A 12,728-nucleotide genomic window follows, 5' to 3' on the forward strand; every position below is an offset into this window, starting at 1 on the left:
GGGACGACAGGCATGACGGAGACGGTCACCAACTGGGCGGGCAACATCACCTACACCGCGAAGGAGCTGCACCGGCCGTACTCGGTGGACGCGCTCGCCGCGCTCGTGGCCGGGAGCGCGAAGGTGCGGGTGCTGGGCAGCGGGCACTCCTTCAACGAGATCGCGGAGCCGGGCGCCGAGGGGGTGCTGCTGTCGATCGCGGGGTTCCCGCCGGCGATCGACGTGGACTCGGCGGCGCGGACCGTGCGGGTGGGGGGCGGGGTGCGGTACGCGGAACTGGCGCGCACGGTCGACGCCCACGGGCTCGCGCTGCCCAACATGGCGTCCCTGCCGCACATTTCGGTGGCCGGGTCGGTCGCGACCGGGACGCACGGTTCGGGGGTGGGCAACGGGCCGCTGGCGAGCGCGGTGCGGGAGGTGGAGCTGGTGGTCGCCGACGGGTCGGCGGTCACGATCGGGCGGGGCGACCCGCGGTTCGGCGGTGCGGTCACCTCGCTCGGCGCGCTCGGGGTCGTCACCGCGCTCACCCTGGACCTGGAGCCGTCGTACGACGTCGAACAGCGTGTGTTCACCGAACTGCCGCTGGCCGGGCTGGACTTCGAGGGCTTCTCGGAGATCATGTCAGCGGCGTACAGCGTCAGCCTGTTCACCGACTGGCGGGAGCCGGGGTTCCGGCAGGTGTGGCTCAAGCGGCGGGTGGACCAGCCGCTCGCGGGCTTCCCCTGGGCCGCTCCCGCCACCGAGAAGCTGCACCCGGTGCCGGGCATGCCCGCGGTCAACTGCACCGAGCAGTTCGGGGTGCCGGGGCCCTGGCACGAGCGACTGCCGCATTTCCGCGCCGAGTTCACGCCGAGCAGCGGGGCGGAGCTCCAGTCGGAGTACCTGCTGCCGCGCGGGCACGCCGTCGAGGCGCTGCACGCGGTCGACGGCATCCGGGAGACGGTCGCCGGGGTGCTCCAGACCTGCGAGGTGCGCACGGTCGCCGCGGACGAGCAGTGGCTGAGTCCGGCGTACGGGCGGGACAGCGTGGCCCTGCACTTCACCTGGATCGAGGACACCGCGGCCGTCATGCCCGTCGTGCGGCGGCTGGAGGAGGTGCTCGACGGGCTCGGGGCCCGGCCGCACTGGGGGAAGGTGTTCACCACGCCGGGCGCGGCGCTGCGTGAGCGGTACCCGCGGCTCGACGACTTCCGGGCGCTGGCACGCGACCTCGACCCGAGCGGTAAATTCGTCAACGGATTCGTTCGGGACGTACTGGCCGCCTGACTTTATAAAGCCCCTTTCCTAACCCCTTGTAGAAAGGTCCCGGCGGTCATAGCCTTGCGGCGCGCCGGTGCCGACGTCGCCCCGGCAGGAGCGAAGGGACGGAGCTACCCGGTGAAGCGCACCTCACGTGACATCCGCACCGCGAACCGCTACGAGGTACTGCGCCAGATCATCGCCGAGTCGCCCACGTCCCGGCAGGAGCTGGCGGCCGCGACCGGGCTGAGTCTCGCCACGGTCGCCACGCTCGTCGGTGAGCTGCTCGACCTGCGGATGATCACCGAGGTCGGGTTCGAGGACTCGGCGGGCGGCCGTCCCCGGGGGCTCGTGGCGGTCAACGCGTCGGGGGGCGCGTTGATCGGTGTCGACATCGCGGAGACGTACGTCCATGCCGAGCTGTTCGACCTGGGGTTGAACGTGCTGGCCCGCGCCGAGGAGGACGTCCGGTCCAGCGAGAGCCGGCCCGAGCAGGTGGTCGGGCACGTGGCCGCGGCCGTCGGTTCGGTGGTCGCGCAGGCCGGTGTCGAGGGGGCCCGGGTGCTCGGCGTCGGGGTGAGCGTGCCCGGCCAGGTGGACCGGGCCACCGGCATCTCTGAGTACGCGCCCAACTGGGACTGGCACGACGTGCCGTTGCTCGATCTGCTGACCGAGCACATCGCCTACCCCCTGTATCTGGACAACCCGTTGCGCGCCTCGGCGGTCGCCGAGCTGTGGTTCGGGGCGGCGCGCGGGCACGGGGACGCCGTGGTAGTCAACCTCGGGACCGGTGTGGGTGCCGGGCTCATTCTCGGCGGCGGGCTGCACCGGGGGGTCAGCAACAGCGCAGGCGAGTGGGGCCACACCACGATCGTGCTGGACGGCCGGCTGTGCCGGTGCGGCAAGAACGGGTGCGTGGAGGCGTACGTCGGGGCGTCCGGGATCATGCTGACGCTGCGCGAGACCAGCGCCGGCAGTCCGCTGCTGCACCCGGAGGACCAGACGGCGACGATCGCCGCGCTGGCCCGGGGGCTGGCCGAGCGGGACCCGGTGGCGGTCAAGGTGGTCCGCGACACCGTCCGCTACCTCGGTGCCGGTGTGGCCGACCTGGTCAATCTGTTCAACCCCGAGGTGGTCGTGCTCAGCAGCTGGGTCGCGGCCGCCCTCGGCGAGCCCCTGGTCGCGGAGGTGCGCGAGGCCGTCGCCCGGCACGCGCTGCCGCGCCCGAACGCCGCCACCGAGATCGTCCTCTCCCCGATTCCCACCGACCCGGTGTGCCTGGGCGCGGCGACGTTCGCGCTCGAAGGGGCCCTGCAGTCGGTCGGGCAGAGGCAGCCCAAACGCACCACGCCGACCCGGCCGAAGGCCCGCCACCCGCAGTAACTCCCGCCCCGCGCAAGGGGGTTGCGGGCCGCCCGACCGGCGGTCCGCACCCCGTGACGTCCGGTATCCCGAACGCTACGCAACGCTTCGAACAGACTTCGTCCAACCCCTTGCCGAAGCCTTAGCCGAAGGTTAACGTCCCGCACCGCAACTCCTTTTGAGCCATGGGCGCTGAGCCGCAGCCGTACTCGAGACAAGGACGTCAGCATGTCGGCATCGAGCAACAACAACTGGTCCCGCCGATCCCTCTTCCGGGCCGCAGCCGGCATGGCCGCCGCCGGCACGCTGGCGGCCTGCGGCAGCAACAACGGCCGCAGCGGCGGGGGTTCGGGCGACAGCCTCACCCAGTACTTCCACGCGTACGGCGAGGCGGGCACCGAGCAGGCCATCAAGCGCTACGCCAAGGCCTACAAGGGTGCCGACGTCACCACCCAGTGGATCACCGGCAGCAACTTCGAGAACAAGCTGTTCCCGGCCCTGCTCACCAAGAACGCGCCCGACGTCTTCGAGTTCCACCCGCAGCTTCAGCTGGTCACGAGCGGGCAGGTGGCCGACCTGTCCGACATCATCAACCCGGTCAAGGACGACTTCAACCCGGCCGACATCGCCTCGCACACGGTCGACGGGAAGATATACGGCGTCCGGATGATCGACGACCCGCAGTTCTTCTACTACCGGCCCTCGCTCTTCGAGAAGGCCAAGGTCGAGGTCCCCCAGACGCTGGAGGAGCTGATCGAGGCCGTCGACAAGCTCACCACCGACAAGGTCAAGGGCGCCTTCCTCGGCAACGACATCACCCCCGTCCAGAACCCGCTGATCTGGTCGGCCGGCGCGGACACCCTGAACGAGAAGAACGAGATCGCGTACCACACGGACGCCGTGGCCGACGGCCTCGGCCAGCTCCGCAAGCTGTTCACCAGCGGCAACCTGCTGCTCGACGCCCCCGCCGACTGGTGGGACCCCTCCGCCTTCACGCAGGGCCTGACCGCGATCCAGTGGTGCGGCATGTGGGCCATGCCGGTCATCCAGAAGGCGCTCGGCGACGACGTCGGCATCTTCCCCTTCCCGAAGGTGGGCTCCGCCGGCAGGTTCTCGGTCACCAACGGCGGCTGGTCGATGTTCGTCAACGCCAAGGGCGACAACGTCGACGCGGCCAAGGAATACGTCAAGTGGCTGTGGATCGACCAGAAGGAGTACCAGGAGGACTGGGCGCTCTCCTACGGCTTCCACATCCCGCCGCGCACCTCCATCGCGCAGTCCGCCACCAAGCTGAAGTCGGGTCTGCCGGCCGAGGGCGTCAAGCTCTTCACCGACTACGGCCACTTCGACAACATCGGCTGGACGCAGGCCATGATCGCCGCGATCAACGACGTGATCGCCAACTCCGTGCGCAAGGGCGGCAGCCCGGACGCCGCGCTCAGCGCCGCCGACAAGAAGATCAACGCCGAGCTCAAGAAGCTCTTCGGATAGGCCGGCGGACGGACCCCGACATGTCGACCACCACCGAGATCGACCTCGCGAACCCCGCCCCGGCCACGCCTGCCAAGGCCCGGCCGCGGCGGGGCCTGCGGGCCAACGCCACGCTCAACTTCTGGCTGTTCACCGGCCCCTTCCTCATCGGCCTGATCGTCTTCGTGTTCGTGCCGATGGGCTGGAGCATCTACCTCAGCTTCTTCGAGGCCCGCTTCACCGTCTCGCCGAGCCAGTTCATCGGCTTCGACAACTACCGGGCGATCCTCGACAACCCCGACTTCACCGGGGCGCTGGTCACCTTCACCGTCTTCGCCGCGTTCATCGTGCCCACCACCTGGGCGCTGTCGCTGGGGCTGGCGCTGCTGGTGCACCGCATCCGGTTCATGAAGGCGTTCTTCCGGTCGGTGTTCTTCCTGCCGACCGCGGTGTCGTACGTCGCCGCCGCGCTGATCTGGAAGATGTCCATCTTCAACGGTGTGCGCTTCGGCATGGCGAACACCATCCTGAGCTGGTTCGGCGTCGACAACGTCGCCTGGCTCGCCAACCCCGACCCGCCCTGGTACTGGCTGGTCATCGTGACGCTGCGGCTGTGGCTCCAGGCCGGCTTCTACATGATCCTGTTCCTGGCGGCGCTCCAGAACATCCCCGCCGAGCTGTACGAGGCCGCCGCGATCGACGGCGCCAAGCCGGGCTGGCAGACCTTCCGCCACATCACGCTCCCCCAGCTGCGGGCCACCTCCACCGCGGTGATCCTGCTCCTGCTGATCGCCGCCTACCAGGCATTCGACGAGTTCTGGAACCTGCTCAGCAAGGCCACCTGGGGCCAGCCGCCGCTCGTCGAGCTGTACAAGACGGCGCTCGGCGAGAACCAGGACTACGGCCAGGGCAGCGCGGGCGCGGTCATCCTGACCCTGCTCATCCTGGTCATCACGCTCTTCCAGGGCAGGATCATGGGCTTCGGAAGGGGTGAGGAGTCCAAGTGACCACCACCGCACCTGACCTCGGGAAGACTCCGGCGAAGAACGCCAAGAAGAAGCGCGGCGGCGGAGTCATCGGCAACACCGGCCTCTACATCGCCACCGGCGTCGCCGCCCTGCTCTTCCTGATCCCCTTCTATCTGATCGTCCGCAACGCCCTGATGACGGACCCGGAGATCACGGGCGAGAACTGGAAGTGGTTCCCCACCGACATCCAGTGGGGCAACATCACCGAGCCGTTCCAGGACGAGACCGTCGACTTCGGCCGGGCCCTGTGGAACTCCTGGGTCGTGGCGATCCTGCACACCAGCGGCATCCTGCTGATCTGCTCGCTGGCCGGTTACGGCCTGGCCCGCATCCCGTACAAACACGCCAACAAGGTCTTCTACGGCGTCCTGGTCACCCTGATGATCCCGACCGCCGTGACCTTCGTGCCCAGCTTCGTGCTGGTGTCCTCGCTCGGCTGGGTGGACACCTACCGCGGTCTGATCATCCCGGGCCTGTTCAGTGGTTTCACCTGCTTCCTGTTCCGGCAGTACTTCCTGGGGTTCCCCAAGGAGCTGGAGGAGGCGGCGCGCGTGGACGGACTCTCGTACTGGGGGGCGTACTGGCGGGTCGTGGTGCCCAACTCGCTGAACTTCTTCGCGGCGATGGCCACCATCACGTTCATCAGCGGCTGGAACTCCTTCCTGTGGCCGCTGGTCATCGGCCAGGACCCCAGCGCCTGGACCATCCAGGTGGCGCTGTCCGCCTACATGACCAACCAGACCGTGAACTACCACCTGATCTTCATGTCCACGGCCATCTCCATCCTGCCCCTGGTGCTCGTCTTCCTCTTCCTCCAGCGCTGGCTGGTGCAGGGGATCGCGCAGACCGGCATCAAGGGCTGACACCCCGACCCGAACGACCTGGAGACCGATGTCTTTGCGCACCACCGTCGACTACGTCGAGGACGTCTCGCCGGGCAGCGGGGCCCTGCCGCCCCGTGCCTGGTACGCGTCCTCGGACGCCAAGTCGCTTTCCCTGAACGGCAGCTGGCGCCTCAGGGTGTCCCCGGCCGCCGATGCCGAGGACGACTCGTTCGCCGCGGAGGGCCACGACGCCGGGGACTGGGCCGAGGTCACGGTCCCCGGGCACTGGGTCCTCCAGGGCGACGGCGCTTTCGGCAAGCCCGTCTACACCAACCACCTCTATCCCTTCCCGGTGGACCCGCCGCACGTCCCGACGGAGAACCCGACCGGCGACCACCTGCGGTACTTCGACCTGCCGTCCGACTGGCCCGCGGACGGCGGGGCCGTGCTGCGGTTCGACGGCGTGGAGTCCTGCGCCCGCGTCTGGCTCAACGGCACGGACCTCGGCGAGTTCAAGGGCTCGCGGCTGGCGCACGAGTTCGCGGTCGGCCCTCTGCTGAAGCCGGCCGGCAACGTCCTCGCGGTCCGCGTCCACCAGTGGTCGGCCGGCTCCTACCTGGAGGACCAGGACCAGTGGTGGCTGCCCGGCATCTTCCGTGACGTCACCCTGCTGCACCGGCCCGCGGGCAGCGTCCTCGACTTCTTCGTGCACGCCGGCTACGACCACGTCACGGGCGAGGGCACCCTGCGCGTCGACTCCGACGTCGACGGGCGGGTGCTCGTGCCCGCCCTGGACATCGATGTCACGACCGGCGAGCCGGTGACGGTGCCGGTCGAGCCGTGGAGCGCCGAGGCGCCGAGGCTGTACGACGGTGAACTGGTCACCGCGGGCGAGCGGGTCCCCCTGCGGATCGGCTTCCGCACGGTCGTCCTGGAGGACGGCCTCGTCAAGGTCAACGGCAGGCCGATCCTCTTCAAGGGCGTCAACCGCCACGAGTGGCACCCGAGAACGGGCCGCGCGCTGGACCTGGAGACCATGCGCGAGGACGTGCTGCTGATGAAGCGGCACAACCTCAACGCCGTGCGCACCTCCCACTATCCGCCGCACCCGGCCTTCCTGGACCTGTGCGACGAGTACGGCCTGTGGGTCATCGACGAGTGCGACCTGGAGACCCACGGCTTCACCGAGCAGGACTGGCGGGACAACCCCGTCGACGACGACCGCTGGACCCCGGCCCTCCTGGACCGCGCGGCCCGCATGGTGGAGCGCGACAAGAACCACCCCTCGATCGTCTTCTGGTCCCTCGGCAACGAGGCCGGCACCGGCCGCGGCCTCACCGCCATGGCCGAATGGATCCACGGCCGGGACACCTCGCGCCTGGTGCACTACGAGGGCGACTGGAACTGCCGCGACACAGACGTCTATTCACGGATGTACGCCGACCACGCCGAGGTCGAGACCATCGGCAAGGAGCTCGACGGCGGCACCCTCAAGCGGCGGCAACTCCCCTTCATCCAGTGCGAGTACGGGCACGCCATGGGCAACGGCCCGGGCGGCATCGCCGACTACCAGGAGCTGTTCGAGAAGTACGACCGCATCCAGGGCGGCTTCATCTGGGAGTGGATCGACCACGGCATCGAGCATGCCGAGCTCGGCTACGCCTACGGCGGCGACTTCGGCGAGGAGCTGCACGACGGCAACTTCGTCTGCGACGGCCTGGTCTTCCCGGACCGCACGCCGTCCCCCGGGCTCGCCGAGTACAAGAAGGTCATCGAGCCGGTCCGCATCGAGGGCGACGGCACCGACGGCACCGTACGGGTGACGAACAAGTACGACTTCGCCGACCTGTCGGCGCTCGCCTTCGCGTGGTCGTACCAGGTGGACGGCGAGACGGTGGACTCCGGCCCCCTGTCGGTGCCGGCGCTGCGGCCCGGCGAGTCCGCCGACGTGAAGCTGCCGGAGCCGCCCGCCCACGAAGGCTCCTCGGAGACCGGGTGGACGGTGCGGGCGACGCTCGCCGCCGACACCGCGTGGGCTGAGCGCGGGCACGAGGTGGCATGGGGTCAGATCGCGGGCGCCGCACGGGTGTTGCCGTCCGTGACGGCCACCGACGGGCCCGTGCGCGACGGCAAGGTGGTCACGCTCGGCCCGGCCGCCTTCGACGCCCGCACCGGCGCACTGAAGTCGGTCGGCGGGGTGGCCGTCGAGGGGCTGCGCCTGGACGTGTGGCGGGCACCCACCGACAACGACGAGGGCACCGTGTGGCAGTCCGGCATCCAGTACTCGGCGCTGTGGCGCACGCTGGGCCTGCACCGGATGCAGCACCGGCTGGACGCGGTGGAGCTGTCCGACGACGCGCTGACGGTGCGCACCCGGGTGGCGCCGGCCGCCCGTGAGGTGGGCCTCGCGACGGTGTACCGGTGGACCTCCGACGGCAGCCGGGTGAAGCTGGCCGTGTCGGTGCGGCCCGAGGGCGACTGGAAGGTCCCGCTGCCGCGCCTCGGCATCCGGCTCGGGCTCGCCGAGGCCGACGCGGTGACGTGGTTCGGCGGCGGGCCCGGCGAGGCGTACCCCGACACCCGGGCGGCGTCGCGGACCGGCCGGTGGACGTCGACCGTGGACGGGCTCCAGACGCCGTACCTGCGTCCGCAGGAGAACGGCGCCCGGGCCGACGTGCGTTGGGCCGAGCTCGGCGGTCTGCGCGTCGAGGGCGACCCGGAGTTCTTCCTCAGCGCCCGCCGCTGGACGAACGAGCAGCTGGAGGCGGCCTCGCACCTGACCGACCTCACGGCCGGCGACACCGTGTGGGTCAACCTCGACCACGGCCAGAACGGCGTCGGCTCGCAGTCGTGCGGGCCGGGTCCGCTGCCGCAGTACCTGCTGACGGCCGCTCCCGCCGAGTTCTCGTTCGTGTTCTCGGCCACCCGGTGAGCACGATCAACGGCTGACCCGTCGGCCGCCCCGTTCAGTACGCTCGGGCGCGATGGACGAGCGAGGAGAACGGGAGCGGGCGTACGCCGCCGAGGGGGTCGTCTGGTCCCGGCTCGCCGGGCTGCTGCCGGGCGCCGAGGACGTGGCCGAGATCCAGGCGTGCTGGGACATCGGCGAGCAGGAGGGTGGCCTTTTCCGCCTGGTGGACCGGCTGTTCGCACGGGAGCTGTCCGTGGCCGACCGGACGCGGGCCGAACTCGCGGCGATGGCCGAGCAGTGGGGGGTGTGGGACCAGCTGGCCACGGATGTCGTCGATCTGCCCGGTTTCGAGGGAGAGCTGCGGGTGGTCGAAGGGCTGGAGCCGGTCGACCGGGCCGGCGGGACGACGCTGGTGGCGTGGATGCGGTGCGAGCCGTGCGGCCGCATCCTCGCCCGGGAACACCGGCGCGAGGCGTGGGGCGGCCTGTCGTTCTCGCCCGTGTCGTACGTCGTGTCAGTGCCGGACGGCTCGGGCACCCAGATCGTGGTCGACGCCGAGGGAGCGGGCGCGGTGTGGCGGGCACTGGACCTGCTCACGGCGAGCTGCCGGGAGGCGGCGGCCTGCCCGGGGTTCGGTCCGACGGGCTGAGCGCCCGCAGTTCGCGCGCGCTCAGCCCGTACTGCTCCTTGAGCCCGCGGCCGACGTGGCGCGGGTCGTGGACGCCCCAGCGGGCCGCCACGGCCGCGACCGTGCGGTGGCCGTGGGACGGGTCCCGCAGGTCGCGGTGGATACGGGCGAACCGTTCGTGGCGCAGCCAGGCCCAGAACGGGGTGCCGGAGCGCTGGAACAGCCGGTGCAGCTGGCGGGCGGAGATGCCGTGGGCCGCTGCCACCGAGGCGACGCACAAGGAGGGGTCGGAGATGTTGGCCAGGGCGTAGACCCGGATGCGGTCGACGAGTTCCGTCGCGGTGTCCATGCGGCCCGGGGCCCGTTCGGTGAACGCCGCGACCAGCAGGGACACCAGGGCGTCCGCCAGATGGGCGTCGGCGGGCCCCGCCAGCTCGTGGAGATGCCGGCCGAGGCCGTCCAGGAACGCGGCGAGGACCGCCTGGGCGCCGGTGTCCGCGGGCAGCCTGCGGGCGGTCTGCCGGGCCACGGTGTCGGCGTGGCGGCCCAGCTCCCCGCGAGGGACGCCGACCGCCAGGACGTCACAGCCGTCGACGACCTCCAGCCGGTAGGGCCGGTTCATGTCGAACACCACGAAGTCGCCGCTCTCCGCCCGGCTCTGGCGGCCGCCCTGGTCCGCGACCGCGGGCCGCGCGCGGTGCAGCGTCAGTTTCAGCAGCTCCGGGTCGGTGGAGGTGATCGCCCGCGTCGTGCGGGTGACCAGGTGACCGGAGCCGCGGACCCGGGCCACCGCGACCCGGCCCAGCGCCGCCGCGTCGATGGACGCCTGGAAGGGGGCCCGCACGGCGTCCGTCCCCGGCGCCGTCACGACGAGCGGGGCGAGGACCGTGGAGGCCGCGCTCTGCAACTCCCCCACCCCGACACCGTGGGCCCGCATCGTCCGTGCCTCCCCCGCGCCGCCCCCGCGGTCCTGTAACGCGCCCTCGCTCATGAATGCGTCCCCCTCACCGGCCGGGCACCGACGCCATTCCGTCCGTCTGCCCTGACGCAACGAGAATGCACCCCGTCGCGGCACCGGGGCGGCCGTTCAGCCGTACATCGCCGTACGGAAGAAGGCCGCGAGCGCGTCGTCGATGGGGTGGGGCTGCGGCCGGCCCGCGGAGTCGAGCCGGTTCCAGCGCTGAAGGTTCACCGCGACCGCCATCCGCCGCCGCCCGTCGGCACGGATCACGGCCAGCGTGCCGCCGCCCCACACCGTGCCCCCGTGGCCCCAGAAGGTGTCCTGGCCCGGGGCCTCCGTCGGGTGCAGGCCGAGCCCGTAGTCGATGATCTTTCCCTCCTGCGAGACGACGGGGACGGTGCGCTGCATCTCCGCGAGCGACGCCGGGCTGACGATCTCGCCGGCCAGCAGCAGACCGAAGAAGCGGTTGAGGTCGCTCACCGTCGAGATCAGCGCGGCCGCCGGTCCCACCCACGACATGTCGAAGACGCTGTAGTCGCGCGGCGGGTCGATCATGCCGAACCACGCCTCGTACAAACGCGCGTGCGGGCCGTCGACATGCGGTCCGGTGGGGAACGCGGTGTCACGCAGCCCGGCGCGTTCGATGACGTCGCGGGTGATGCACTGCTCGGCCGTGGTGCCGCTGACCCGCCCCAGGAGTGCGCCGAGGAGCAGGTAGTTGGTGTTGGAGTACACGCCGGGTGTGCCGCCCGGGGTGCCGACCGCGGGCGCGCCGACCCCCATCGCGATCAGTTCCTCGGCGTGGAACCGCGTGAGCCGGTGCTCGTCCAGGCTGTCGGGCCGGGTGTCCGCGAGGACGGGGTACGGCTTGAGGGAGGGGTAGGCGTACGGCAGGTACTCGGCGAGTCCGCTGGTGTGGTCGAGCAGCATCCGGACGGTGATCGCGGCACCGCGTCCGCCGGGCACCAGCTCGGGGAGGTAGCGGCCGATCGGCGCGTCGAGCTCGATCCGGCCCGCCTCGACCTGTCGCAGCACCGCCGCGGCGGTGAAGGTCTTGGTGACACTGCCGATCCGGTGCCGCAGGCCGGCGGTGACCGGGCGGCCGGTGGTGACGTCGGCGACCCCGGCCGCGCCGCGCCAGACCTGGTCGCCGTCGCACACCTCGGCGAAGACGCCCGGTACTCCGGCGTGGTGGACGGCTTCCACAGCGGTTTCCAGCGCGGTCACCAGCGTGGGCTCCAGCGCGGCTTCCGGTGCGTCCCGCGGGCCTTCCGGTGCGTCTTCCAGTGGCGCTTCCAGTGGGTTCCTCACAGCAATGCGTCCTCTCGTCACCATGGCGGCCCGAGGGCCCGGCCCCTTGTCCTCATTATGCACGCACCGCGTGCAACGCCAAGTGCAATAGTGGGTGCAATGGCGAGTGCATGGGTTAGGGTGGGAGCCGTCGAAAGTCGGCAGGAGGAGCGAAATGGCAGGTCGAAGGCGCTGGTCGACCGACGAGATCCTGGACGCGGCGGCGGAGCTGCTGCGCACGAGCGACGCCGAGTCGTTCAGCGTGCGCAAGCTCGCCGCGGCCCTCGGCACCGACTCCTCCAGCCTCTACCGGCACTTCCGCAGCAAGACGGAGCTGCTGCGGGCGGTCGCCGACCGGATTCTCGTGGCCGCCGTGGACGGCTACCGCCCCGAGGGCGACTGGAAGCAGCGCATCACCGAGCTGGCGCTGCGCGTGCGGGAGGCCTTCGGCCGGCAGCCGCAGCTCGCCGCGGTCTGGGGACGCTACGCGTCGGGGGGCACGGGCTCCCGGATGGTGATGGAGGAAGTCCTCCAGGCCCTGCGGGAGTCGGGGCTGCCCGACGAGGAGGTCCCGGCGCGCTATCACCGGATCGCGGTCCTGCTCGCCGCGTTGATCGCCTCCGAGGCCGGGGTCAGCACCATCAGCCCGGAGGAACACGCGCAGGGAATGGAGCTCTTCCGCGTCGCGGTCCTGGGCGCCGACCCCGAACGCTTCCCCGCCCTGGCGCACTTCGCCCGTGAGGTGCGCCCGCTGGGGGCGGACCGCGGCGCCGTGTTCGAAGAGCTGCTGGCGGTCCAACTCGCCCACATCGAGGCCTCGATCCACCCGAGCTGACCTGACAGGCGTCGGCTCGGGCGCCGATCGGCGACATCCCGGGCGGATTTCGGCGACTCGCGGCGCTGCGGCGTCCGTAGCGTGTGCCGAGGGGAGCAAAGCCGGCCGAAGCCCTCACCACAGCTCCGGCCGGCTCACCCTCGTACGCCGACTCCGGCCGCCTCACGCTCGTCCGTCAGC

10 protein-coding genes are annotated in these 12,728 nt (G+C 71.1%); 8 read left to right on the top strand and 2 right to left on the bottom strand.

The window, feature by feature from the left end:
• Positions 1–12: 12 nt before the first annotated feature.
• The 7 genes from DI272_RS10805 to DI272_RS10835 all read left to right on the top strand — a co-directional run bounded on the left by DI272_RS10805 (position 13) and on the right by DI272_RS10835 (position 9,483).
• Entirely contained in the window at positions 13–1,266 is a 1,254-nt protein-coding gene (locus DI272_RS10805) for a D-arabinono-1,4-lactone oxidase (RefSeq protein WP_109495145.1), read from the top strand.
• Between the two features lie 111 nt (positions 1,267–1,377).
• Entirely contained in the window at positions 1,378–2,622 is a 1,245-nt protein-coding gene (locus DI272_RS10810) for an ROK family transcriptional regulator (RefSeq protein ID WP_109495146.1), read from the top strand.
• Positions 2,623–2,829: 207 nt separating this feature from the next.
• Positions 2,830–4,092, top strand: coding sequence for an ABC transporter substrate-binding protein (locus DI272_RS10815; RefSeq protein WP_109495147.1), 1,263 nt, complete (start codon positions 2,830–2,832; stop codon positions 4,090–4,092).
• Positions 4,093–4,112: 20 nt separating this feature from the next.
• Positions 4,113–5,078 carry a carbohydrate ABC transporter permease gene (locus tag DI272_RS10820; protein ID WP_109495148.1) on the top strand — a complete coding sequence of 322 codons (966 nt, stop codon included), beginning with the start codon at positions 4,113–4,115 and terminating at the stop codon, positions 5,076–5,078.
• Positions 5,075–5,962 (top strand): carbohydrate ABC transporter permease, encoded by an 888-nt coding sequence (locus DI272_RS10825; RefSeq protein ID WP_109495149.1) that lies wholly within the window; start codon positions 5,075–5,077, stop codon positions 5,960–5,962. The genes DI272_RS10820 and DI272_RS10825 overlap by 4 nt, the downstream gene beginning before the upstream one ends.
• 28 nt (positions 5,963–5,990) lie before the next feature.
• Positions 5,991–8,855 carry a glycoside hydrolase family 2 TIM barrel-domain containing protein gene (locus DI272_RS10830; protein WP_109495150.1) on the top strand — a complete coding sequence of 955 codons (2,865 nt, stop codon included), beginning with the start codon at positions 5,991–5,993 and terminating at the stop codon, positions 8,853–8,855.
• Positions 8,856–8,907: 52 nt separating this feature from the next.
• Positions 8,908–9,483, top strand: a complete 576-nt coding sequence (locus tag DI272_RS10835; RefSeq protein ID WP_109495151.1) for a hypothetical protein — start codon at positions 8,908–8,910, stop codon at positions 9,481–9,483.
• Here the strand turns inward: DI272_RS10835 and DI272_RS10840 are convergent.
• A complete protein-coding gene (locus DI272_RS10840) occupies positions 9,428–10,399 on the bottom strand; it encodes a helix-turn-helix domain-containing protein (protein WP_181387152.1) in 972 nt (323 codons plus the stop codon). The genes DI272_RS10835 and DI272_RS10840 overlap by 56 nt on opposite strands.
• Before the next feature lie 150 nt (positions 10,400–10,549).
• Positions 10,550–11,641, bottom strand: coding sequence for a serine hydrolase domain-containing protein (locus DI272_RS10845; protein ID WP_375138111.1), 1,092 nt, complete (start codon positions 11,639–11,641; stop codon positions 10,550–10,552).
• A gap of 247 nt (positions 11,642–11,888) precedes the next feature.
• On the opposite strand from DI272_RS10845, the gene DI272_RS10850 reads away from it, so the two are divergent.
• Positions 11,889–12,548, top strand: coding sequence for a TetR/AcrR family transcriptional regulator (locus tag DI272_RS10850; RefSeq protein ID WP_109495154.1), 660 nt, complete (start codon positions 11,889–11,891; stop codon positions 12,546–12,548).
• Positions 12,549–12,728: the final 180 nt, after the last annotated feature.

This window comes from Streptomyces sp. Act143 (assembly GCF_003143935.1).
Taxonomy (GTDB): domain Bacteria; phylum Actinomycetota; class Actinomycetes; order Streptomycetales; family Streptomycetaceae; genus Streptomyces.